Below are 22,614 nucleotides of genomic sequence, written 5' to 3' on the forward strand. Positions count from 1 at the left end.
TCAGGCAACCCGAGAAAGCACCACAGCAGTCCCTAGAGTTACCTGCGGATAGTGAGCAAGGATTCGCTCCGCCAGTTGGCCACTCAACCGGTGATTAGGATGCGCCAACGACAAGCTCCGATAGAAGTCGGTCAGATATCGGACGTATCTACTCGATTGCAGAGCGCCCGCCGCGTCGATGGCGTCCACGGCAAGTGCCACAGCTTCGTCAATGTCACCATTGGTTAGCGCTCCCGCCGCGCTTACCATTCCGATAAACGCCCTAGTGCGCGGTGGCGTACCATCGGGCATGGCGAGTTTCGTGAACTGCTGAACCTCAAGCGGCCTGCCTAGATCTCTGAACCCGTGGGCCGCCTCTCCTGCCAACTCGGCCGCGTCAAAGTACCCGATCCACTCTGGCTCGCTTCCGAAGCTTGCTCGGGCGAACTCCTTTTCCGCATTCGTCAGTACGCGGGCGAATTCCTGTGAATCCCCGGCGCTTGCCAGTGCTCGGGCTTCCATAGCGATAAACATGGCGTTCACGGCAGGCGTTGCGATTCCTCGCGCGGCAGACTGCGCCGCTCGGGCAAATTGCAGCGCGTCCCTGTAGCGACCAAGGAAGTTCGCCTGGTGACTCAGGTTCGACAGCAGTCGTGCCCCCGTGACTGGACTCTCGGCCTCTCTGGCCAGCCGCAAACCTTGAATGAAGTACCGCTGAGCCGCTGCGTGTCGGCCCGCGTCGTATGCACTCCACCCCAAGAGTTGAGCCACGTCGGCGGCTGCACTGAAAAGTTCCCGGCGTACCGGCGTTGGATGTTGCTGCCGAAGTAGCGGGGAGATTTCCGTCTTGAAGTAGAAGAGCAGCATCCGCCGGACGTGACCACCGCCGAACTTGAAGTCAAGATCCATAAGGTGAGCTGCGGTCGAGCGGATAGCGGCGGCAGCGGTCGCGCCGGACCTCATCGCTGGGTCACCGGCTGTGGCTACTTGGAGCCCATCACCGAACAGGTAGCCGGTGATCGTCTCGGAAGTCGCAGACGAGTTCCACTGGGCGGTGAGCAAGCTCGGCTGGTCTTCGAGATCGGCTGCCGTGAGCTTGCCAAGTTGGTCAAGCGCTGCGGTCGAGGACTCCGGATACACAGAAGCGTCCGCGGTGCTGTCAGCCCCCACGGACTGGAGACCGGAGTCGAATCCGATGTCCTCGGGTCTCACGACTCGCCCCAGCTTGGCGCCCAGTGCTAGGGCTATGTACTGCTGCGTCGCAGGCTTCGGGCTCGTTCCGTCCAACCACCGCTTCACGGACACGTGGTCGGCCGCGATCGACTCGCCGTCACGGGCCGCCAGGTCCCGGACCCGTGCGGCAAGCCCCTTGTTGCTCACCCCTGCTTCACGCATTACCGCAGCTAGAAGCCGGTTCGGCTGCTTCGTCACGCTCATGTCTTCACCCTGGCGACGCGGGTGCGCACCCCATCACGCACACCCCGTGCACCCCCCTCGTGTTCTTGTGCACCCCTATGAGCACACTGTTACACACCCCGTGACCTGGCGTTTGCTGTTCCCATGACGACAACGCCAAGTGAGCTGGAAATTATCCGCAGCCGGCTCCTCGCGATCACGGAGGAGGTGCTCATGATCAGCGAGTCACTTGATCGCCTGGAGCAGGGCCGCCGCCTTCGAGTCGTTCGACTCGCTCGCGAAGATCGGCAACGGCCGCACCGAGAGCATCAAGGGCCTGCATGATGTCGGCCGTTGTGGCCGGGGGCGTTGGTCCATCTGGATCCCGAACGAACACACCAACGTTTGGGATGCGGGTGACCCAGCCTTCCTCCGCGAGCAAGCCCAGGGACCGCTGCATGGTTGCGTTGGTCGTCCCGTATTGGTCAGCAAGCGACCGCACGGGTGGCAACCGTTCGCCTGGCCGCAGAGCGCCGCTGGTGATCTTTGCAGCGATCTTGGCTGCCACCTGCTGATACGGGTGGCTGTGGGTGCTCTCAACATCCATGTGCGCAGGTTAGACGCCTCGTACTAGCACGTGCGAGCACCACTCGAATGGAGTAGTGACGTACTAGTACGTTTGAGGTGTACTTGTACTAGTACGTATCAACGACGAAGGGAACATCATGGCTTTGCAGGATCTGCCGGTCATGCTCAACGGCTACCGGCTGATGATCACGGAGGCACCCGCCGCCAAGATGCGGGAGGCGGAGGACGGCACGGTCACGCCGGTCGTGGACCGGGTGTCCGGTGAGGTGCAGTACGTGGTGACTCTCTTCGCCAAGCCCGTGCCCGTGGAGGGGCGCAAGGCGGGCAAGGGTGAGGAGATCCGCGTGAACCTGCCCGGCGACCCCGGCGAGGGGTTCGAGGAGGGCATGTACGTGGAGTTGGTGAACGCGGTGGTGAACACGTACGAGATCCCGGACCGCGTGGACCCGCGCAAGATCGCCTCGGCGGGGCTGTGGTTCAAGGCGGCTGGGCTGAAGCCGGTGGCGCGACCGGTGCGCAACGCGGCCTGATGAGCCGCTGATCTCTGTTCCTTCTAGGCGACTTCCTAAGCCGTTCTTCTTGGGCTGCTTGTTCTTTGTCAATTCCACAGTGGGTAGAGCCATGCCTGAATCCGGCGCAGATCGTTGCTGCGCCGGGGTTTTCGGTGGACCCCAGTGCCCTTCGCGGGTTCTGGGGTTCGCCGTGGTCCCCGTATCGGAGGTGGTGATGGCTGAGCAGGTGTTCCCGGTGGCGGTGCCGCCGGGTGGGACGGATGAGCGGTTCACGTTCGGGCTGATCGTGGATGTGGCGGCGGTGTTGGAGCGGCACGGGTTCCCGGACGCTTCGGGCAGCGGTGCCGATTTCGTGGCGTTGCGCCAGTCCTTGTTCCGGTTCCTGTTCTCTCCGGAGAGGTGGTGACGGTGGCAAGCAACAAGAAAGCTGAGGAGCGGTACGCGAACTTGGTCAATTCGATCGACTTTGTGACGGAGCAGTTCGGGCCGCTGGACAGGTTGATCGCGAAGATGCGGGAGAACCCGGCTCCGCCCGGGTCCTGGCGGGTCACTCCGCCGGAGGAGCTGAAGCGGTTGCTGGCGAAGGTTCAGGAGAACCTGACCGCGTTGAAGGACCGGGCGATCCGGTACGAGACGGAGTTGAAGACCAGGGAGTGGAAGGTCTGATGTCACAGCAACTGATCACGGCCTTGGAGTGCCTGGACACGGCAATGAAGCAACTCCAGCGGGCCACGTTGGACATCCCGTATCGGCGGGAGGGCTTCAAGGCCGATCACAACACGTTCGTGCGATCGGTGGCGGTGCTGCGCACGCAGCTCTCCTACTCCCGATCGCAGCTCGAACCAGCGTCCGCGCGGCGTCGGCGGAAGGGGCCGCGCAGGTAGCGCGCCTGTAGATCACTTCACGGCAACGGCCGATCACCTCGCTTTGGTGGTCGGCCGTTGCCGTGCCTAGCCAAAGGATTCGCAATGGTTGAGCGGCCTTCGGGCACGTCCCGGCGTTCGGCCGGGTGGGAGTTCCGCGCCGTGCGGTGGCTGGTTCGCCACCCCGGCGCGATGGTCGGCCCCGGCGGTGTCGGGGCGGCGCTGGTCGAGTTCGGGCCGCACCTGACGGGCGGTGTCGTGGGCGGCCTGGCGGTGGGCACGGCGGCTTGGTACCGGGGGCACCCGGACACCTTCGACGCCTGGGCCGCACCGGTCCTGCGGGCCTGGCGGCGGCGGTGGGCCGGGGCGTACACCGGTCGGCGCTGGACCAACCTGATGGGCTCGTGCGGGCTGACCAAGACCCACCACAAAACCGGGGAAGTCCTGGTGCCCCGCGTGCTGCGGGTCCGGTCCTGGTCGCCCTCGATCGACACGGTCCGGGTGCGGCTGGTGCCCGGTCAGGCGCTGCGGGCGTTCTCCGCCGTACTGCCGGAGCTGGCCGCGACGCTCAAGGCCGAACGGGTCGCGGTCGAGCAGGGCAAGCCCGGTGAGGTCGTGCTGATCGTCCAACGTGACGAGCCGTTCGACCGGGTCATCCCCGCCCCCGAGATGCCCGAGTCCTCCGACGCGGTGAACCTGCGTTCGCTGTGCCTGGGGGAGACGGAACTGGGCGGAGAGTGGCGTGAACCGCTGATCAGCACCCACCACCTGACCGCCGGCGCGACCGGGTCGGGCAAGAACTCCGTGGTCATGGCCAAGCTGCGGGCAGTCGCCCCGATGATCCGTGACGGGCTGGTCCGGCCCTGGGTATGTGACCCGAAGCTGTTCGAGTTCGTGGCGCTCAAGCCCATCCTGGACGGCCGCTACGCGGACAACCCGGAGGACTGCTCGGAGCTGATCGACCGATTCGTGGACAACATGACCCGCAAACAGAAGCGGTTGCAGCGCAAGGGGAAGCGCTCCATGCCGGTGTCGCGGGAGAACCCGGTGGACTGGCTGATCCTCGATGAGGTCGGCTTCCTGATGGCCTACAACTCCGAGTACGCGCACGCGATCGTCAACGCCTGCTCGGTCATCGCCAGCATGGGCCGCGCCACCAACGACGTGCTGGACGTCTACGTGCAGGAACCGTCCAAGGACGTCCTACCCATCCGGGACCTGATCCCGCACCGCGTGTGCCTGCGGGTCACCTCCGAACGGCACCCGGACATGGTCCTGGGCGAGGGTGCCCGCGAGCGGGGCGCGATCGCTGACGAGATCGCCGCTGACGGCTCCACCGCCGGTATCGGCTTCCGAGTGGACCCGCGTTCCCGCACGCCGCGCCGAGTCCGCGCGGCCTACACCACCGACGCGGATGTTGACGCCCTGGTGGCGTTCGTCAAAGCCGGTCCCGCCGACTCCGGCTCGGGGCTGCGCGTCGTCGCCTAGTCCTTGTTCGTCCTTCTCCCTAAGGGGTTTGCCATGCCTTCAAACGCTTCCCGATCGTTGGACCGAATCATCCGAACTGTGCGGTCGCTGATGCGCTCGCATGGCCTGCCGCGCCCGGACCGGTTGCTGATCTCGACCTTGTCGGGGTCGGTGCACATCGAGTTCAACTCGGGCACTGCGCCCGACCGGTTGGCCGCGCTGCTGCTGTGGACCACGCGACTGGACGGTGTGATCCTCACCTGGACGCTACGGCCGGATCGCACGCTCACGGTGGCCGCGACTGGGCGCAATCGAGCCGGGTTGTCCTTCGGCTTGACCGCGTCAGCCACGGTCCGGGACCTGGATGGGTCCGCGGGCGACGCGGGCGGGCTGGTGGTGCTGGGCGGGGAGTTCCGGTTGGCCCCGCTGGTGGTCGAGCCGGTCACCTTTGAGGAGGTCGCCCGCCTGGTCCATCTCGGTCGCGCCGTCGCCCGCCGCCGCGCCGTCACTTCCGGGTCGGTGGCCGCGTGAACATCACCGATGAGGACCACTCGATCTACGGATACCGGGCGCTGATGCTCGCGCTGTTCGGCCACACCGGACGGCCTCCTGCCTGGCGGAAACAGGCGGCCTGTCGGGGCCTGGACACCGAACGGTTCTTCGCCACCGGCACCAAAGCAACGGACAGTGCGGTCGCCATCTGCGCCGCCTGCCCCGTGCGGGATCTCTGCCGGGAAGACCAGCTCGCTTGGGAGAGCACCGGCCCCCGTTCGCGTCGCTACCGCCCGGCTGGCGTAGTCGGTGGCCTGTCCGGCTCCCAACGCCGCACCCACCACTACCCCGCCCCGATGGACGGCACGGACTCGGAGGTCGCCTGATGTTGCAGCTCGTCATCCCCGTCAAGCTCCGAACCTTCGGCCGCCTGGTCCTGGCCGTGCTCGCCACCCTCGCCGCGCTTGCGGCCATGTGGTTGGTGTGTGGGCCGGTCGGCGTGCTCGTGCTCCTGGCCCTTGTGGGCGTCCTTGGCTGGCTGCTCGTGCGGGTAGTACGCGGTGACTAGTCCGTCTCCGCATTGCCACTCGTGAGGAGGTGAATTCCCTTGTCCGACACACAAGACGCCACCGCCGAGAGCACCGCTGGGTCAGGGGAGACTCGGGCCGTGCGGCGGCTGCGGGCTCGCCTCGCCGAGTCCCACCAACTGCACGGCCTGACCTCGGACCCGCTGCTGCACGCGGTCCGCCTGGAACGCTTCCGCGTCTCGGTGACCCGCTCCATGTGGTTCTTCCTCGCCCTCGGCCTGGGCTTCACCACCACGGGCGTCCACGAGTTCCTTGCCGGTCACCTCACCCCGGCGGCTGTCCTGTGGTGGGGTGCGTGGCTGGTCGAGCCGGCCTTGGCGGGCATTCTCGTGACGCTGCTGCGCTGGGAAGCGGAGATGCTGTCGCAGGGCCTGGCCGTCGATGCCGCGCCGGTCGTGTGGCTCAAGCGGCTCCTACTCGGCGCGACCCTGGTCACCAACGTGTGGTCATCGCTGCGCCCGCCGTCCGGCTCGGTGCAGTACGGCGTGGTGTTCCTGCACGTCGTGGTGCCGCTGGTCGTGTTCCTCATCGCGGAGGTCATGCCGGTGATCCAACACCGCTGCAACACGGCCAAAGAACAGGCGCTCAGTGACGCTGAGCCGCGCCCGCTGGCGGTCCCCGTGGCCTCGTCAACCCAGACGCGTCCTACCTCGTCAGCGGGCCACTCGGCGGCCTCTCCCGTCGCGCCCACCCCGCCCCGGACCCCGTTGAAGTTGCCTGCGCACCTACAACAGCAACTCGCAGAAATGGCCGACCAAGTCCGCGGGGAGGGCCGGGCCGTCACACCGGCCGATGTCCAGGCAAAGGTAAACGTTCCGGACGCCTTCGCCGCGCTCCTGGCCGCGCAACTGAATGCCTCCAAGGCCACCAACGGCCACGCGGCGGTTTCACACAACTGACGACATCGAACGTCCGCTCAACTTCGCGGGGCATGACCACGAACCACCGGTCGTGCCCTGCTTCGTCGTTCTCCACCACTACCGGAAGGGGGTGCCCACGTGGTCCTCACACTCGATGATCGAATTTCGGACAGGGTCCAGCGGGCCGACTACCGGGACTGGCGCGACAAGGTCACCGCGATCGGCGGATGCGCCCAACCCATCCGCCTGTTCGGGGCCTGGCAGCTCCACAACCTCGACAGCACGAAAGTCCTCGCCCACCTCGGCGGAGACGTCATGGTCCCCTGCGGCAACCGCCGCGCCTCGGTCTGCCCCGCCTGCTCCGACCGCTACGCCGCCGACGCCTTCCACCTCATGCGCGCAGGCCTGGCCGGCGGCACCAAAGGCGTCTCCGAGACCGTCGCGGACAAGCCCCGGGTCTTCCTGACCCTGACCGCCCCATCCTTCGGCTCGGTCCACAACCGGCCCACCACGAACAGCGGCAAGGCCCGGCCGTGCACCGGATGCGGCGCGTTCCACCACCCCGACGACCCGCGCATCGGCGGCGCGGTGAACCCGGACGGCTACGACTACGAAGGCGCGGTGCTCTGGCAAGCCCACGCCGGGAAGCTGTGGCACCGGTTCACCATCGCCCTACGGCGTGCGCTGGCCCGTGGCGCGGGCCTGACGGTGCGGGAGTTCAAGGACCACGCGCGGCTCTCGTACGCCAAGGTCGCCGAGTACCAGCGGCGCGGCCTGGTCCACTTCCACGCCGTCATCCGCCTCGACGGCCCCGAAGGCTCCCACGACCCAGCACCCGCCTGGGCCTCCGTGGACCTGGTGGAGCACGCCGTACGGGCCGCCGCCCGATCGGTCCTGGTCGAGACCCACCGCCCGGACGGCACCGTGCTCGGCCTGACCTGGGGCGAACAGGTGGACGTCCGGCCCATCCGCGCCGCTGCGGCCGGTGAGGTCGAGGACCAGGCGGGCGCGGTCAGTGACGCCCGCCTCGCCGCCTACGTCGCCAAGTACGCCACCAAGGGCACCGGGGCACGCGACACCCCCGACCGGCCCATCCGGTCCCAGCTCGACATCGACCACCTACGGGTGTCCGACCACCACCGCCGCATGATCCAGACCGCGTGGGACCTCGGTGACCTGGGCTTTTACGAAGACCTGAACCTGCGCAAGTGGGCGCACATGCTCGGGTTCCGCGGGCACTTCCTGACCAAGTCCAAGCACTACTCGACCACCTTCAAACGCATCCGCGAAGACCGCCGCGCCTTCCGCGCCGCCGAAACCCTCGAACGCCTCGGCCTGGAAGCGGACTCCGTGGTCGTGGTCAACGACTGGGCTTTCGCCGGCTCCGGCTACAGCAACGACGCCGAACGCGAGCTGGCGGCGGCACTGGCCGAACGCCTACGCGCACAACGCCAGCGCAAGTACATAGAGGAGGTAGCGGCGTGACCAAGCTGTGGGGAGTTCAGGAGCTGGCCGCCTACCTCGGCGTGCCGGTCGCGACCATCTACAAGTGGCGTACGCGGAAGTACGGTCCGCCCGGCCGGCGCATCGGCAAGCACGTCCGGTACCGCCAAGCCGATGTTGAAGCCTGGATCGCCTCCCTGCCGGCGGAGGTGGCCTGATGGGGCACGTCCAAGATCGGTGGATGAAGAAGGTCCCGGACCCGAAGCGTCCGGGCAAGACCGTCAAGGTGCCGACATCGCGGAATGGGGTCGGCAAGCGGTACCGGGCGCGGGTGATGGGGCCGGATGGTGAGATCACCGAGAGCTTCATGGATGGCGAGTACAAGGCGGCGCAGGACTGGGTTCGGGCCACCGAGACGAGCCTCTCGCTCGGCACATGGGTGGACCCGAAGGTCAAACCCCCTGAGGTAGAAGGCGTCACGGTGGAGGTCTTCGCCACCAAGTATCTGGCTGACCTCGACGTAGACGAGTCGTCGCGGGAGATCATGGAGATGCGCTTCCGCAAGCACATCTTTCCGCACGTCGGTGGTCAGGCGGTGGCAGCCGTGAAGGCTTCAGACGTGCGGTCCTGGGACAGTGCGCTGCGGAAGCTGGGGCTTTCCGACCAGTACCGGCACACGCTGTTCAAGAACCTCGCAGCCGTGTTCAACGCCGCATTGGACGATGAGCTGATCGGCAAGAACCCGTGCAACGGCAAGTCGGTCAAGATGCCGAAGCCGGTGAAGACCAAGGTCAAGCCGTGGCCGGAAGACAAGGTCTGGGCGGTTCGGCGAGCACTGCCGAAGCGGTTCCGCGTGCTCGCGGACCTCGGAGCCGGCCTGGGGCTCCGTCAGGGTGAGTGCTTCGCGCTGGCGGTCGAAGACCTCGACCGGGAAAACCTCCAGGTGAACGTGTGCCGGCAGGTCAAGACGGTGCGGAACCAACTCGTGTTCGACCTGCCGAAATACGACAAGGTGCGGGAGGTGCCGCTTCCCGAACCCGTCCTGGCGGCGGTGGACAGGCACATGGAGGAGTTCCCGCCGGTGGAGATCACGCTCCCGTGGGCGGTGCCGGGAGGTCGGCTGGTGACCGCCCGCGTGATCGTCACGTCCGTGCGGAGCCTGGCGATCCGGGCGAACGACTTTGACCGGAACTACTGGAAGCACGCGCTCAAGGCGGCCGGGATGCCGCACGGTCGGTACGAGAACGGGATGCACGACCTCCGGCACTTCTTCGCCTCGGTGCTCCTCCACCGGGGCGAGTCGATCAAAACGGTCGCCGAGTGGCTGGGGCACTCCGACCCGGCCTTCACGCTCCGGACCTACACCCACCTGATGAAGGGCAGCGAGGACAGCACCCGGAACGTGATCGGCGATCTCTACGCCCGGCAGGACGGCCCAGACGGCCCCACGACGGCCCAGATCGACTCCCAGGACCCATAACCGCTGGTAGGTGCCGGTTTGTGGACAGATCGACAAGATCTTCTGGGAGACGAAGGCCGCGGCCTGACCGCTCAGCGTGGCGAACGGCGCCGACCGGGGGTTCCGGGTCGGCGCCGTTCTCTTTGTCGCTCGACGCACCCGCCGCTTCCGCCGCGCAGCGCCGTTCGACACCTCGACAGCCGATAAAGATTTCCGCCGACCTGGAATACAACATTCTGGGCAATGGTGAACTCCGCACATCTTCAGATTGAAGACGGCGATGCTATTCTGAATCGACTGAACTTTCGAGATGACATTTTTGCGGAGAGGACGCCCCGATGCGCGAAGCGCGTGAACTGCTGGACGTCCCCACGCAAGGCCGCGAGTCGACGCGCAAGCGGCTCATCATCGAGATCATGGTGAAGTCCGACCGCCAATCGCAGCTCTCGCGCCGCATCGGCGTGTCGCAGGCACTGGTTTCCGGCGCCATCCAGGACCTCGCCAGAGAAGGAATCGTCGAACTCGACGCCCCGAGCGGCGGACGGTCCAGGGGCAGGGTCCGGTTGAAGCCGATGCGTGGTGTCGCCGTGGGCATCGACATCGGCTTCAACCACGTCTCGGTGGTCGCCCGGCCAGTCGACCAGCCGCACGACCGCGTCGCGGCCCGCAGGGAGGGCCCCGGCGCGAACGTGGGCCTGCGCCGACTGCTCCCGGAGGTGCTGCGGCTCACCCGCGATGCGGTCGACGAGACCGGACAGGGCATGGCGGACCTCGTGTCCACCGGTCTGGCGGTGCCCCGCATGGTGGACCCGCGGACAGGTCGGCTCACCACCCCGGTGCTGCCGCCGTGGGAGACGGACGACGACCCGGCCGCCGACCTCTCCGCCGAACTCGGCGTGCGGGTCGTCATGGACAACGACGCGAACCTCGGTGCGCTGGCCGAGCAGACCTACACCTCGGACGACGCCGTGGAGCACGTGGTCTACGTGAAAGCCTCCACGGGAGTCGGCATCGGAATCGTCGTCGGTTCGAACCTCGTCCGGGGTCAGCGCGGCATGGCGGGCGAGATCGGGCACCTGACCGTCGAGCCGGCCGGCGAGATGTGCCTGTGCGGCGGGCGCGGCTGCCTGGACACACTGGTGGGTGCCGAGTCGCTGCTGGCGCGGGTGAAGCAATCGCAGCGCGGCACGACCAGGGACGCGCCGACCACCCTCGCCGAACTGGTGCTCAGGGCCCGCAACGGCGACGCGGTGTGCACCAGGGTGCTCAACGACGCCGGCCGGTCGCTCGGCTTCGCACTCGCGCAGCTGTGCAACCTGATCAACCCGCACCGCATCGTGGTCGGCGGCGAGTTGGCCGAGGCCCGCTCGATGGTCCTCGACCCGTGCCGGCAGGAATTGACCAGGTTCGCCCTGTCGGGTGCGGTGACGCCGTCCGCCGACTTCGAACTGCGCGCGAGCACCCTCAGCCCGTACGCGGAGGCGCAGGGCGCGTTGATCCTCGGGTTGCGCTCGCGTTCGTCGAAGTGAAACCGGCGACCGTCGAACACGGCGTCCGGACTTCAATCCGGCGAAAAGCCGTCATCGATTTGCAGGCTGACCGCCGCGCACCGCTTTCACTCGACCGAGTCACCAGCGATCCACGACCGGATGACAACTCGACGTATTACCGCTGACTGCATTCGGTCGCTGGAGAGCCGGCAATTCGATGGGATACGCTTCCGCCCTCATCAAGTCCTTCGCCGAGTCGGGCTCGTGGAGCCCGCAGGGCTTCGAATCGAAGGTGGCGACACGACATGAACTTCCCACGGCTGACGCGCGCGCGGTCGATCACCCGGGACCGGTGGGCCCGGGCGGGTTCCTCCGCGCTTCCCACCGACCCGCACTACCAGCCGCCCGTCCTGCGCAGTCCCGGCCGGCTGCGCCAGGTGACGCTCGGCAGCTCGTCCAGCGGCAACGCGGACGCGAATTCCCAGTACTACTGGTAGGCGCCCGATGTCGTCCTCCGAGTCCCGTCCCGCTCTGCTCGGCGTGTGCCCCGGGGTGGGGGACGAGGTGGAGCGCGTGACCATGCGCGACAGCGGCCGGTGGCGGCCCGGTGAACACCGGTCGGCTCGGTGCCCGGGGGGTTATGTGGCCGTGGTCGGCGCCTGCCTCGTCGACGATGCCCGGATGCGTGCTGATCTGGCCACCGCCGTGCGCGACGATCGGCCCGAACTGGTGGCCTCCTGGCCCGGCAGCTACCTGGCGGTCCTCGTTCGCGATCGGGAGGTGATCGCGTTCGTCGACCTGGCCGGTCAACATCCCCTCTACTACGCCGGCACCCCCGTCGTGTTCGGCACGAGTCCGCGGCAAGTGGTCGAGACCGCCCGACTCGCACGGAGGCCGGACCCCGTGGTGGTGACCGCCGACGTGTTCTGTGCCGCTGTCCCCACCCTGACCCGTAACCTCACGCCGATCACCGGCTTGCGCAAGGTCGAGGGCGGACAGGCTCTGCGCGTGTCCCGGACCGGTGAGGTCACCCTGTGGTCATATGCGAGGCGCGAACCGGACGAGTCCTTCACCACCGAGGATTGCGCCGCAGCCCTGCGGGACGCGCTCGACGCCGCGGTTGCCGCTCGCATGTCGTCGGGAGCGACCGTCAGCGCGGACTTCAGCGGCGGCTTCGACTCGACCTCCGTGGCGTTCCTGGCTGCCCGCCACCGCGCCGAGCCGCTCACCGTGTTCACCTACCACCACCCGGACGCGCCGGCCGACGATCTCGTCCACGCGCGGCGCAACGCCGCGCTCGGCCACGGACTTGACCTCCAGGTCGTGCGTGGCACCGCCGACACGCTCGCCTATCGCGACATCGATTCCCACCCCTTGGACGAACTGCCCGACTTCGCCGCCGCGGTGCGCTCACGCAACCACCTGCGGTTGCGCCACGTCGCGTCCACCGGCGCGACGGTCCACCTCGGCGGTGAGGGCGCGGACGCACTCGTCGTCGCGCCGCCCTCCTACCTCGGCGACCTCGCGCGAACCGGCCAGGTCGGACGCCTCCTCGCGGACAGCCGGTCGTGGGCCAGGCTGCGCAACGACTCGCCCGCCCGGGTCGTACGTCGGGCGGTGCGACTGTCGGCCACGTCCCGGCGGCGCGCGTTGCACGACCTGGCCCGGCGGCTCCGCCGCGGTGAAGCCCGCCAGCCGACCTGGGTCGACGCGATCTCCTGGTGGCCGGGTCCGGGGCCGGAAACACGCTGGCTCACTGCCGGCGCGCGCTCCCTGCTCGCCGACGCCGTCCACGAGCACGGGGCGCGGCGCGCCGACGCGTCCGGCGGAGGAGTGGCCGATTACACCGCCCGGCACGACCTGGAACGGTCCGGCGCTGTGCAACACCGGTTGAGCGAGATCGCCCGGCCCTACGGCGTCTGGCCGCACGCACCCTTCCTGGACAACGATGTCATCCGGGCGTGCACCATGTTGCCCGCGCACCGGCGCGCGGTGGGTGCGGAGTTCAAGCCCTTGCTGCGCAACGCCCTGCGTGGCCGGGTGCCGGAGACGGTGTTCCTGCGGCGTGGCAAGGGGAACTACATCGCCGAGGATTACCGCGGAGTGCGCGCCGCAGCCCCGGAGCTGAAGAGGCTGCTGAGGTCGTCGCGGCTCGCCGACCTCGGTGTGGTCGAACCGCGATCGGTCGTCGACTCCGTCGAGGACGCCGCCGCTGGAGCGGGCACTCCGTTCCCCGCGCTCAACCGCCTCTTGGCCTACGAGGTGTGGCTCGGAGCGACGTCGTGACGCGGTCGGCCGCAACAGGGGTTCCCGATCACCTCTACTGGGCCTCCGGGGCCACCGGGACGACCTTCGTCCTCGACGGCAGGTCGGGGCGGTGGCACGTGCTCAACCCGGCAGCCGCCACGCTCTGGCGTGAACTGAGACGGGCGGGGGATGTCGGCCGCGCCATCCGCACGACGGCGCGCCGCTACTCCCGAGCGACAGCGGCCGTGTACGAAGAGGACGCCCGTCGAGTGGCTGCGGACCTGCTCGACCGCGGCCTCGTCATCACCGGTCTCCCGCGGAAGGCGCCGCCTGCGCGGTCGATCGCGGGGCGACCCTCGGGCCTGGTGTCGGTCCAGCCGGCAGGCGGTCGCCCCGGCTGGCGCGCTCGGCTCGGTGTGGTGGTCGCGCTGGTCCTGTTGCGCCTGCCGTTCTGGCTGACCGTCCGCCTGGTCGGCGGGCTCGTGCGGAGGTGCGCCCGGCCGGCGACCGTGGACGAGGCCGTGGCCGCGGTCGAGGCCGTGTGCGCGGCGGCGGACCGGCACATCGGCCGCGTCGCATGCCTGGAACGGTCCCTCGCCGTGGTCGTCTCCGCCGCGTTGACACGCCGGCGAATCCGGTGGGTCATCGGAGTCGCCGAAGACCCGGTGGAATTCCACGCGTGGCCGGAAATCGCCGGAGTGATGGTGGACGTGCCCGGCGAACGAGCCGCGACTGAATTCATCAAGGTGTTCGAAATGTGACGACCGGAGGTGCCCGGGGGAACCCGGACACCTCCTCTCCGCTAGCGCACCCACTGCCCGATCGGCAGCGCCTCGCCCGTGACCAGCACGACCAGCACCACGACGAGCACGAGCACCACGCCGCGCACAGCGCGCAGCATGTCGGGGGTGGAGCAGTGAGCGGTGAACTCGACCTTCAGCTTCATCGGTTCCTCCTCGGCGGTGAAAAACCACTGTGCAGACGATGCGACGGGATTGCAAATGCCTTCGCACTAGTTGCGCGCCGCCCCGCTGCAGCGGTTCTCCAAACCGGTGCCGCTGTCTCGCGAATTTCACCCTGAGCGCTTTTCAGGTTGAACACGGCGGGTCGCCCGAGTTCTCTCACAGCGCCATTTCGAACGACCAGCGGCGAGGAAGCCGAGCCGTGCTCCGCTCACCCTCACCCGCCGTCGCCCTCCGAGGGCTGGACAGGCGTGCGCAGAACTTCACATCGCGGCAACTCACGCACACGGCCCCTAGATGCGGCCTGCCGGGCACCAGAAACGCCGAATTGAACAGCCATCCAGACCCGAACGCGCCGTTTCCATCACAACTGCCCGCGCCGCACCCCTGAAAGCACCCACCCGAAGCCCGCCAAGTTCACTCGATCAGCCCAGTGCCCCAGCGCGCCGCTGCGCCACGCGCACCACAGACGACCGACGACTCACCGCCGGCGGTCATGCCCTGACAACCACCCGCCGACCCGAACCGGACGACGAGTCGAGCGGCGATGGCTCCGCTCTCCGCCAAGAGTCGTTCGTCACGGCGACGAGCTCGCGACCGACCCGATCAGCCGCCCGACACTACGATCGGACGGGTGAGTTCCCACGTGTACCTGTTGCGCCACGGTCAGACCGAATGGTCCGAGAGTGGGCGGCACACCGGGCGTACCGACGTTCCCCTCACCGCCGAAGGCGAGCAGCAGGCGCGGCGGGCCGGGGCGGTGTTGGCGCGGTTGCGCAGGACCGATCTGCCGCCGGCGCTCGTGTTGTCCAGTCCGCGGGAGCGGGCCTGGCGGACGGCGGAGCTGGCCGGGCTCGACGCCGGGCGCACCGAGGAGCTCGCCGAGTGGGACTACGGCGACTACGAGGGGCTCACCACGCCGCAGATCCGGGAGACCGTCCCGGGCTGGACGGTCTGGACGCACCCCATGCCCGGCGGCGAGAGCCACGGTGACGTCCACAAGCGCGCCATCGGCGTGCTGGAGCGCGCCAAGCGGGCGCTGCCCGGCGGGGACGTCGTGCTGATCGGGCACGGGCACTTCAGCCGCGTCCTGATCGCCACCTGGCTGAACCTGCCGCCCAGCGAAGGCGTCCACTTCGGACTCGACCCGGCCGGCCTGACCGTGCTGGGTGACGAACGCGGCGACCCGCAGGTCCGCCGCCTCAACGTGCCCGCCTGGGAGGTCGAGGGTGACTGACGCCCGCATCCGCCGCGCCCGCCCCGAGGACGTGCCCGCCATGGTCGGGCTCGCCGAGGAGCTGGCCGAGTACGAACGCGCCCGCCACGAGTGCCGCCTGACCACCGAGCAGCTCCACACGGCCCTGTTCGGGGACAACCCCGCCCTGTTCGGGCACGTGGCCGAAGTGGACGGCCGCGTCGTCGGGATGGCGTTGTGGTTCCTGAACTTCTCCACCTGGCGCGGCACGCACGGCATCTACCTGGAGGACCTCTACGTCCAGCCGGGACAGCGCGGCGGCGGCCTCGGCAAGGCGTTGCTCCAGGCGCTGGCGCAGGAGTGCGTCGCCAACGGGTACCAGCGCCTGGAGTGGTCCGTCCTGGACTGGAACGCCCCCGCCATCGGCTTCTACAAGTCGCTGGGCGCGATCCCGATGGACGAGTGGACCGTCTACCGCCTGACCGACCAGGCCCTCACGGACCTGGGAAAAGTGGACGGCTGATCTCAGAAGGCTCACGAAACGGCGAACACCGATCGGTTTCCCGTACGGGCTTGACGCGCAGTTGACATCGTCCCGCGCCGGGACCGACCGCGGAACCCCGATGTGGGCGAGTGTCGCCCTGCCCGCGGTCGTCCGGAAGGAAGTTCGACCGTGAACCAGACCGACGCCTCCGTGGGCATCATCCCGATCATCATCAGCATCGCGATCGCGGTGTTCATCATCGCGGCGATGTGGAAGGTGTTCGCCAAGGCCGGTCAGCCCGGCTGGGCGGCGATCATCCCGATCTACAACATCTACGTGCTGCTGAAGGTCGCGGGCCGCCCGGGCTGGTGGCTGATCCTGATGATCATCCCGCTGGTGAACCTGATCGTGTCCATCATCGTGTCGCTGGACGTCGCCAAGTCGTTCGGCAAGAGCGGCGCGTTCGGCTTCTTCGGCCTGTGGCTGTTCGGCTTCATCGGCTACCCGGTCCTGGGCTTCGGCAGCGCCCGCTACCAGGGCCCCGCGGCGGCCTGACCCGTCAGCGCCGGACCTCCCGCACCCCCGACCCGCGGGAGGTCTGGCGCACCAGGCCGACCCACCAGATGAACGTCAACGCGATGACGGTCGGGTTCTTGAGGAAGAGCAGGACGGCCAGGTAGCCCTGGCGGGCCTCGGGAGCGAGCAGCCCGCCCACCACGGTCTCCAGCACCACGTCGAACAGCAGGAACGCCACCGACAGCAGCACGCCCTGCCCGACGAGGCTGGGCCAGTGCGCCGAGGCGAACCGCGAGAACCGCCCCCAACCGAGCCGCGCGCCACGCAACCCGAGCCAGGCGACCGCCACCACCAGCACCACGCGCGAGACCGCGACGAGGACTTCCGACGCGGTGGCGAGGCCGGCGGGCAGCCAACCGTTGACGACGACGAGCCGCTGCACCGAGCCGACCAACGACAACCCCACCACCAACGGCAGATGCCGCAGGTAGAACCGCCACACCCAGACCGGCACCTCCCACGCGAGCCGCAACTCGGCAACGAGCCGAGACCGACCACCGACCACGGATGCGCGGGTGGGGGTGGGGGCGGAGCTTGGGGTGGGGGCGGAGGCGGGCGTGGCGGCGGGTGCGGACGGAGATGCGGCGGCACCGGCTGCGGTCACGCCGCCGACTTCAGCCTCGCGCCCAGCTTCAGACATGCCGCCGCCCACCTCGCCGGCTCCGGCTTCGACCCCACCTCCAGATGCCGATCGGCCCGCGACTCCCGCTCGCGTGCCGACTCCGGCACCGGGGTTCGCCGCTCCGGCATCGGAAGCGACGGCAGGCGTAGAGGCACGGGCGGACTCCAACCCCGCCCCGGCTCCGGTCCCCGCAGCCGCTGCTGCACCTCTGGCTTCGGTCGCGCGCTTGACCCGGGACACACCCATAGGTCCGGTCGCGTGGTCGGCAAAGGCACCCATTGCGGGGCTGGTCGCGGCACCGGGACCGGGCTCGGGCACGGCGATGGGGCCGGCGTCGGAGTCCAGTCGCGTTGTCGGGTGCGGATCGCGGGCGGTGGCGGGGGACGCTGGGCGTTTCGTCGTCACTTCAGCCTCCTGAAAATTTTAGTTCAGTGTACTGAAATGTTCCGCAGGGTAAAGTGACGGGTATGAGGGACATGGGTCGTGAGTTGAGCACCGCCGTTGTGGCCTTCCACGAAGCCGTCGGCGCGCGACTCGGTGTGTCCGCCGTCGACCAGCGCGCCCACGCGCTCCTCGCCAAGCACGGGCCCATGACCGCCGGCGACCTGGCGAAGCTGATCAACCTCACCCCGGGCGCGGTCACCGGGGTCGTCGACCGGCTCGAAGATGCCGGGCTCGCTCGGCGTGACCCGGATCCGCAGGACCGGCGGCGGGTGGTCGTGCAGGCGTTGCCGGGCAGCTTCGGTGACGCCTTCAAGGAGCTGAGCGCCGCCATGGCCCAGCTCGCCGACCGCTACACCCCCGAGCAGCAGCAGGTCATCGGCGACTGGGTCGCCCGCACCATCGACGTCCTCAAAGACCAGACGCGGCGGCTGAGCGCTGCTCCCGTCCGACCTTCGCGACGGTGACCGCCAGGCCCACCCCACCACCGTTGGGAACATCAACCACGTGCCGCCCGGCAGGACCAGCACGTTCTCCAGCGACTGAAGGTTGTGCAGATGGGGGCAGGACCCGCGTCGTCGGGTCGGGAGGGGCCGAAGGGTGGCTCAGCGCAGGACGCCGACCGCCCCGTAGCTCACGGTCTCGGCGCCGCTCGCCGCCGGGCCGTCCTCGCGCCAGCGCGTCGCCAGCACCAGGCCCGGTTCGAGCAGGTCGAAGCCCTCCAGGAACGGTTCGATCTCCGCCTTGGACCGGGCCATGATCGGGGTCATCGTCTCGGCCGCCACCGCGACCAGCTTCTCCACCATCTCCGGCTGCACGTCGGCGGTCAGGTGGCTGACCACCAGGTAGCTGCCCGGGGCCATCACGGCGCGGTAGCGGGCGACCAGGTCGGCGGGGCGCTCCTCGTCGGTGACGTACGGCAGGATCGCGACCATCAGCACGGCCACCGGCTCGGACAGGTCCAGCAACGCCCTGGCCTCGGGGGAACCGAGCACCGCGTCGGGGTCGCGCAGGTCGGCCTCGACCATGGCCACGTTCGGGTTGTCGCGCAGCATCGTGCGGCCGTGGGCGGCGGTCACGGGCTCGTTGTCCACGTAGACCACGCGGCACGTCGGATCGACCTGCTGGGCTACCTCGTGGACGTTCCCGGCGGTCGGGATGCCCGAGCCGAGGTCGAGGAACTGGCGGATGCCGGCGGACACGCACACGCGGACGGCGCGGCGGAGGAACGCGCGGGTGTGCTGGACCATCTCGGCGGTGGGGATCACGCGCATGGACTGCTCGGCGAACTCGCGATCGACCGCGAAGTTGTGCGCGCCGCCGAGGTAGTAGTCGTACAGCCTGGCCACGTTGGGGCGCTCGGCGTCACTCGCCGACACCCTCCTCGGGGGGTTCTGCACCGCACACCTCACCCTGCCTGCTGCCGGAGCGCGCCCGCCGAACCGTATCCGGCTACTCCGTTCGTGTCCATCCGCCAAACGTGAACACGCAGGGTGATTGTGACTGGTGAACCGCTCGAAATCCAAACCCGGTGGTGCCCCGGCCGAGGGGGCGATGCAGGGGAAGGGGGTCAACCCCCTCGGCCGGAGAGCCGTTTCGTCACACGCCGGCGTAGGAGCGGATCCAGTCGCGGTAGCGGGTGACGGCGGTGTAGTTCGAGCGGGTGGAGCGGTCGCTCGTGGAGGCGACGCCGACCTGGTAGTACCGGCCGTCGACCGGGCTGGTGGCGAACATCGGGCCGCCGGAGTCGCCGCCCGCGGCGATGCCGTCGATGCGGGTCACCGAGATCGCGACGCCGCCGCGGTAGTCACGGCCGTTGACCGAGGTGACGCGGGTGTTGGCGTACTTCAGGTAGCGGGACTGGCAGTTGATCTCGGGCTGGTTGGTGCAGGTCGCGCCCCAGCCGTAGAGCTGGACGGTCTGGCCGACCTGGACCGCCGTGGTGGTGCCCAGCGGGGCGTAGGTCGCGGAGACCGACCGGTCGAGCTGCGCGAGGGCGAGGTCGGCGGAGGGGTGCTGGATGATCCGGGTGGCGGTGGCCATGGTGCCGCCGGTGGTCTGGTCCAGGCTGCCGATGCGGAAGCTGTACGTGCCGGAGCTGGCCACGCAGTGCTGGGCGGTCAGGACCCACTGCGGGGCGATGATCGTGGCGGAGCAGTTCTGCTGGCCGTTGCGGAACAGCCGGGCCGCCCAGGGGGCGTTGTTGGCGTAGCCACCGCCGATGATGTACGGCTGGACGTCGGACTCCTGGGCCTGTGCGGCGGGGGCCAGGGTCGTCAGGGCGAGGGCCGAGAGCAGCGCGGCAGCCGCTCCGACCACCGCGGACAGGGCGCGGTTCAGTCGCATGGATTCGTCACCTCAACGAACGCAGGGAGTGGTGATATCACCACGCACAGCGTCACTCGTTCGAGTGACTGGGAACACCCGCCGTTCGTTGGCCAACGCCCAGCCGATGGTCTGGGGCCGAACGGCCCCACCGCCCCTAGGCCTCGTCCTCGTCGAGGCCGAGCGCCCACCGCCGCACCGGGTTGGTGAACAGCAGCACGAGCGCCACCACCACGTACAGCCCGAGCAGCGCGCCCCAGAGCTGTTGCTTCGACGGCCCGTACATGTACCAGGCGACGCCCAGGAGGAGCAGCTGCACCACGATCGACGGCGTCCGCGCCCAGTGCCTGCCCAGCACCAGCCCGATGCCGACGGCCAGCACCGCCACGCCCAGCACCGCGAAGTACGCGGCTTCACCGAGCACGTTCCCGGTGTCCTCCGCGCCGAACGCCCGGACCACCAGCGCCACCGCGAAGACGACCGCGGCGAGGCCCTGGAGCGCGGTCAGCACGCCTGCGCCGCGCACCTGGCGCGGGACCTGCTCTTCCTTCGTCACGCTGGGCCTTTCCTCACCGTGCGTACTCGTCACGCATCGTAGGCCACCCGGTTGGCGAGTCCCGTTCCGCCGCCGCGCGAGCGAAGATCGACGCAGCTCTTTCGGCAAGCCGGCGGTCGGGCCGGGGTGCACTTGTCGGTGGGCAGCCGCAGGAGGATCGCGGAAAGGAGATGTCGGCCACTTTCGTGCGCTCAAAACACTCCTACCGGGTGACGCGCGATCTGTCCCAGGTCACGCGCTGTCCTACTCTGCTCTAGTGCGCGCACTACTGGTGGTCAACCCGCAGGCGACGGCGACCACGCCTGCCGGCCGGGACGTGCTGGCGCACGCGCTGGCCAGCGATGTGAAGCTCGACATCGTCGAGACGACCTACCGCGGGCACGCGGCGGACGCCGCGGCGCAGGCCGTGCTGGACGCGTACGACCTGGTCGTGGCGCACGGCGGCGACGGCACCGTCAACGAGGTCGTCAACGGCCTGCTGCGCGACGGCGTGCAGAACGCCGCCGTGCGACCGGGCCTGCCCATGCTGGGCGTGGTCCCGGGCGGGTCGGCCAACGTCTTCGCGGGCGCCCTGGGCCTGCCGCGCGACCCCGTCGAGGCGACCTACCGCCTGTTGCAGGCCATCGAGCACGGCACCAGCCGCAAGGTCGGCCTGGGCCACGTCTCCTCCGCCCTGTCCGGCCAGGACGACCCCCACGACCGCTGGTTCACGTTCAACGCCGGCGTCGGCTGGGACGCCGACGTCGTCGCCGCGGTCGAGGCGCAACGCGCGAAGGGCCGCGAGGCCTCGCCCGCCCTCTACGTCCGCGCCGCGTTCGCCAGCTACGTCTCCCAGCGCCGACGCCCGGCGAACCTGACCGTCCGCATCCCGGACGAGCCGCCGGTGGAGGACGTGCGCCTGGCGTTCGTGTCCAACACCGACCCGTGGACCTACCTGGGCGACAAGGCGATCCGGCTCAACCCGAGCACGTCGTTCGACGGCGGTCTGGGCGTGTTCGCGCTGCACGGCATGGGTCTGCCGACGATCGCGCGATATGTGACGCATCTTCTGGCGACGGATGGGAACCCCAAAGGCGGGAACCTGCTGCGCCGGGACGACGTTGAGTACGTCCGGGTGACGAGCCGGGTCCCGGTCAACCTCCAGGTGGACGGGGACCTGCTCGGGCTGTGCACCGAGGTGGAGTTCACGTCGGTGCCGAAGGCGCTGACGGTTGCCGTGTGACCACTGCTGTGTGACCGTGGTGTAACCGGGCCGCTACCCATCCGCGATGTCGTGGCCTGCGGAGACACCGCAGAGTGAAAGCCTGGATGAACTCAGTCGATCTTTCGGGTGAGTTCACTCACCGGGTCAGTGCTAACCCCTTGACATCCGGGCCGTTCGTGAAAGCATTCACAAGCACCCCAAAAACCGACCGCTGACGACCGGCGCGCCTTGACGCGCGCGCCTAGCTGAGGAGTAGTTCCAATGGACTGGCGCCACCGCGCGATCTGCCGCGACGAGGACCCCGAGCTGTTCTTCCCCGTGGGGAACAGCGGTCCTGCGCTCCTGCAGATCGCCGAGGCGAAGACCGTCTGCCGCCGTTGCCCTGTCGTCTCCGACTGCCTCGCGTGGGCGTTGGAGAGCGGCCAGGACGCCGGCGTGTGGGGCGGGATGAGCGAAGACGAGCGCCGCGCCCTCAAGCGCCGCAACGCCCGGACCCGGGCCCGCAGCAACGCCTGAGCGCCCAGCGCGCAAGCAGCCAAGCGAAAGAGCCCGACACCGTGCCAGGTGTCGGGCTCTTTCGTTGTGTTGCACACCCTCCCGCATGACCACGTGACTCCGCTGAGGTAGGTCGTCACGTGTGCACACCCCAAGTCTAACGCCGCCCTTACAGCCTCCCCGGCCGGGTACACACCAACGAAGAGCGACCAACGGAGTGAAGCGCCTCCACCGCACACCGCACTCGGCCACGCGCCGAAGGCGCCTGAAGGGCTATCAGCCACAGGAAGGGCCTCGGTTCGTTCCCCGTACGGCCTGGGCGCAGCCCAACCGCGCTTTGGTCTTCTCCGCAACCAGCTTTTCCGGTTGCGG

Annotated in this window: 29 protein-coding genes; 22 read left to right on the plus strand and 7 right to left on the minus strand. The window is 68.9% G+C overall.

Annotated elements, in window-relative coordinates; translation table 11 throughout:
• Both AB0A74_RS22930 and AB0A74_RS22935 read right to left on the minus strand, forming a co-directional pair.
• Positions 1 to 1,416: a hypothetical protein gene (locus tag AB0A74_RS22930; protein ID WP_358252313.1), complete on the minus strand. Its 1,416-nt coding sequence runs from the start codon at positions 1,414 to 1,416 to the stop codon at positions 1 to 3.
• Between the two features lie 196 nt (positions 1,417 to 1,612).
• Positions 1,613 to 1,981, minus strand: coding sequence for a GntR family transcriptional regulator (locus tag AB0A74_RS22935; RefSeq protein WP_358252314.1), 369 nt, complete (start codon positions 1,979 to 1,981; stop codon positions 1,613 to 1,615).
• Positions 1,982 to 2,099: 118 nt separating this feature from the next.
• Between AB0A74_RS22935 and AB0A74_RS22940 the strand changes: the two genes are divergently transcribed.
• The 16 genes from AB0A74_RS22940 (at position 2,100) to AB0A74_RS23015 (ending at position 14,143) form a co-directional block, all read left to right on the plus strand.
• A complete protein-coding gene (locus AB0A74_RS22940) occupies positions 2,100 to 2,492 on the plus strand; it encodes a hypothetical protein (protein WP_358252315.1) in 393 nt (130 codons plus the stop codon).
• 196 nt (positions 2,493 to 2,688) lie between these two features.
• Positions 2,689 to 2,880 carry a hypothetical protein gene (locus tag AB0A74_RS22945; protein WP_358252317.1) on the plus strand — a complete coding sequence of 64 codons (192 nt, stop codon included), beginning with the start codon at positions 2,689 to 2,691 and terminating at the stop codon, positions 2,878 to 2,880.
• Positions 2,881 to 2,942: 62 nt separating this feature from the next.
• Positions 2,943 to 3,140, plus strand: a complete 198-nt coding sequence (locus AB0A74_RS22950) for a hypothetical protein (protein WP_358252319.1) — start codon at positions 2,943 to 2,945, stop codon at positions 3,138 to 3,140.
• The gene (locus tag AB0A74_RS22955; protein ID WP_358252321.1) at positions 3,140 to 3,358 is read left to right on the plus strand and encodes a hypothetical protein; all 219 of its coding nucleotides are present in this window, start codon (positions 3,140 to 3,142) and stop codon (positions 3,356 to 3,358) included. The genes AB0A74_RS22950 and AB0A74_RS22955 overlap by 1 nt, the downstream gene beginning before the upstream one ends.
• A gap of 84 nt (positions 3,359 to 3,442) precedes the next feature.
• Positions 3,443 to 4,825 carry an FtsK/SpoIIIE domain-containing protein gene (locus AB0A74_RS22960; protein ID WP_358252323.1) on the plus strand — a complete coding sequence of 461 codons (1,383 nt, stop codon included), beginning with the start codon at positions 3,443 to 3,445 and terminating at the stop codon, positions 4,823 to 4,825.
• A gap of 78 nt (positions 4,826 to 4,903) precedes the next feature.
• Positions 4,904 to 5,335 carry a hypothetical protein gene (locus AB0A74_RS22965; protein WP_358252325.1) on the plus strand — a complete coding sequence of 144 codons (432 nt, stop codon included), beginning with the start codon at positions 4,904 to 4,906 and terminating at the stop codon, positions 5,333 to 5,335.
• Entirely contained in the window at positions 5,332 to 5,682 is a 351-nt protein-coding gene (locus tag AB0A74_RS22970) for a WhiB family transcriptional regulator (protein WP_358252327.1), read from the plus strand. The genes AB0A74_RS22965 and AB0A74_RS22970 overlap by 4 nt, the downstream gene beginning before the upstream one ends.
• Positions 5,682 to 5,864 (plus strand): hypothetical protein, encoded by a 183-nt coding sequence (locus AB0A74_RS22975; protein ID WP_358252329.1) that lies wholly within the window; start codon positions 5,682 to 5,684, stop codon positions 5,862 to 5,864. The genes AB0A74_RS22970 and AB0A74_RS22975 overlap by 1 nt, the downstream gene beginning before the upstream one ends.
• Positions 5,865 to 5,963: 99 nt before the next feature.
• Positions 5,964 to 6,782: a hypothetical protein gene (locus AB0A74_RS22980; protein ID WP_358252331.1), complete on the plus strand. Its 819-nt coding sequence runs from the start codon at positions 5,964 to 5,966 to the stop codon at positions 6,780 to 6,782.
• Between the two features lie 99 nt (positions 6,783 to 6,881).
• Positions 6,882 to 8,228 (plus strand): replication initiator, encoded by a 1,347-nt coding sequence (locus tag AB0A74_RS22985; protein WP_358252333.1) that lies wholly within the window; start codon positions 6,882 to 6,884, stop codon positions 8,226 to 8,228.
• Entirely contained in the window at positions 8,225 to 8,404 is a 180-nt protein-coding gene (locus AB0A74_RS22990) for a helix-turn-helix domain-containing protein (protein ID WP_358252335.1), read from the plus strand. The genes AB0A74_RS22985 and AB0A74_RS22990 overlap by 4 nt, the downstream gene beginning before the upstream one ends.
• A gap of 23 nt (positions 8,405 to 8,427) precedes the next feature.
• Positions 8,428 to 9,666 (plus strand): tyrosine-type recombinase/integrase, encoded by a 1,239-nt coding sequence (locus AB0A74_RS22995; protein ID WP_358252337.1) that lies wholly within the window; start codon positions 8,428 to 8,430, stop codon positions 9,664 to 9,666.
• 317 nt (positions 9,667 to 9,983) lie between these two features.
• Entirely contained in the window at positions 9,984 to 11,174 is a 1,191-nt protein-coding gene (locus AB0A74_RS23000; RefSeq protein WP_358252338.1) for an ROK family protein, read from the plus strand.
• A gap of 266 nt (positions 11,175 to 11,440) precedes the next feature.
• The gene (locus AB0A74_RS23005) at positions 11,441 to 11,632 is read left to right on the plus strand and encodes a hypothetical protein (protein WP_358252340.1); all 192 of its coding nucleotides are present in this window, start codon (positions 11,441 to 11,443) and stop codon (positions 11,630 to 11,632) included.
• Between the two features lie 184 nt (positions 11,633 to 11,816).
• Positions 11,817 to 13,421 (plus strand): asparagine synthase-related protein, encoded by a 1,605-nt coding sequence (locus AB0A74_RS23010; protein WP_358252341.1) that lies wholly within the window; start codon positions 11,817 to 11,819, stop codon positions 13,419 to 13,421.
• A complete protein-coding gene (locus tag AB0A74_RS23015) occupies positions 13,418 to 14,143 on the plus strand; it encodes a lasso peptide biosynthesis B2 protein (protein WP_358252343.1) in 726 nt (241 codons plus the stop codon). Before AB0A74_RS23010 ends, AB0A74_RS23015 begins: the two co-directional genes overlap by 4 nt.
• A gap of 41 nt (positions 14,144 to 14,184) precedes the next feature.
• On the opposite strand, the gene AB0A74_RS23020 is transcribed toward AB0A74_RS23015, so the two are convergent.
• A complete protein-coding gene (locus AB0A74_RS23020) occupies positions 14,185 to 14,328 on the minus strand; it encodes a hypothetical protein (protein ID WP_358252344.1) in 144 nt (47 codons plus the stop codon).
• A 650-nt stretch (positions 14,329 to 14,978) separates the two neighbouring features.
• Between AB0A74_RS23020 and AB0A74_RS23025 the strand changes: the two genes are divergently transcribed.
• The 3 genes from AB0A74_RS23025 to AB0A74_RS23035 all read left to right on the plus strand — a co-directional run bounded on the left by AB0A74_RS23025 (position 14,979) and on the right by AB0A74_RS23035 (position 16,578).
• Positions 14,979 to 15,581, plus strand: a complete 603-nt coding sequence (locus AB0A74_RS23025) for a histidine phosphatase family protein (protein ID WP_358252345.1) — start codon at positions 14,979 to 14,981, stop codon at positions 15,579 to 15,581.
• Positions 15,574 to 16,062, plus strand: a complete 489-nt coding sequence (locus tag AB0A74_RS23030; RefSeq protein ID WP_358252347.1) for a GNAT family N-acetyltransferase — start codon at positions 15,574 to 15,576, stop codon at positions 16,060 to 16,062. Before AB0A74_RS23025 ends, AB0A74_RS23030 begins: the two co-directional genes overlap by 8 nt.
• Before the next feature lie 150 nt (positions 16,063 to 16,212).
• A complete protein-coding gene (locus AB0A74_RS23035; RefSeq protein WP_358252348.1) occupies positions 16,213 to 16,578 on the plus strand; it encodes a DUF5684 domain-containing protein in 366 nt (121 codons plus the stop codon).
• A 4-nt stretch (positions 16,579 to 16,582) separates the two neighbouring features.
• On the opposite strand, the gene AB0A74_RS23040 is transcribed toward AB0A74_RS23035, so the two are convergent.
• Positions 16,583 to 17,071, minus strand: coding sequence for a hypothetical protein (locus AB0A74_RS23040; RefSeq protein WP_358252350.1), 489 nt, complete (start codon positions 17,069 to 17,071; stop codon positions 16,583 to 16,585).
• A gap of 617 nt (positions 17,072 to 17,688) precedes the next feature.
• Here AB0A74_RS23040 and AB0A74_RS23045 point away from each other — a divergent pair.
• Positions 17,689 to 18,129 (plus strand): MarR family transcriptional regulator, encoded by a 441-nt coding sequence (locus tag AB0A74_RS23045; RefSeq protein ID WP_358252351.1) that lies wholly within the window; start codon positions 17,689 to 17,691, stop codon positions 18,127 to 18,129.
• A gap of 138 nt (positions 18,130 to 18,267) precedes the next feature.
• On the opposite strand, the gene AB0A74_RS23050 is transcribed toward AB0A74_RS23045, so the two are convergent.
• The 3 genes from AB0A74_RS23050 to AB0A74_RS23060 form a co-directional block, all read right to left on the minus strand.
• On the minus strand, positions 18,268 to 19,062 hold the full coding sequence (locus AB0A74_RS23050; protein ID WP_358252353.1) for an SAM-dependent methyltransferase: 795 nt from the start codon (positions 19,060 to 19,062) through the stop codon (positions 18,268 to 18,270).
• Between the two features lie 199 nt (positions 19,063 to 19,261).
• Positions 19,262 to 20,008, minus strand: a complete 747-nt coding sequence (locus AB0A74_RS23055) for a trypsin-like serine protease (RefSeq protein ID WP_358252355.1) — start codon at positions 20,006 to 20,008, stop codon at positions 19,262 to 19,264.
• 136 nt (positions 20,009 to 20,144) lie between these two features.
• Positions 20,145 to 20,543, minus strand: coding sequence for a hypothetical protein (locus AB0A74_RS23060; protein WP_358252357.1), 399 nt, complete (start codon positions 20,541 to 20,543; stop codon positions 20,145 to 20,147).
• 256 nt (positions 20,544 to 20,799) lie between these two features.
• Between AB0A74_RS23060 and AB0A74_RS23065 the strand changes: the two genes are divergently transcribed.
• Together AB0A74_RS23065 and AB0A74_RS23070 are read left to right on the plus strand one after the other, a co-directional pair.
• Positions 20,800 to 21,765 (plus strand): diacylglycerol kinase family protein, encoded by a 966-nt coding sequence (locus tag AB0A74_RS23065; protein WP_358252359.1) that lies wholly within the window; start codon positions 20,800 to 20,802, stop codon positions 21,763 to 21,765.
• A 243-nt stretch (positions 21,766 to 22,008) separates the two neighbouring features.
• Positions 22,009 to 22,263: a WhiB family transcriptional regulator gene (locus AB0A74_RS23070; protein WP_015104912.1), complete on the plus strand. Its 255-nt coding sequence runs from the start codon at positions 22,009 to 22,011 to the stop codon at positions 22,261 to 22,263.
• Positions 22,264 to 22,614: the final 351 nt, after the last annotated feature.

Source organism: Saccharothrix sp. NPDC042600, from assembly GCF_040647305.1.
GTDB classification, from domain to species: Bacteria; Actinomycetota; Actinomycetes; order Mycobacteriales; family Pseudonocardiaceae; genus Actinosynnema; species Actinosynnema mutabilis.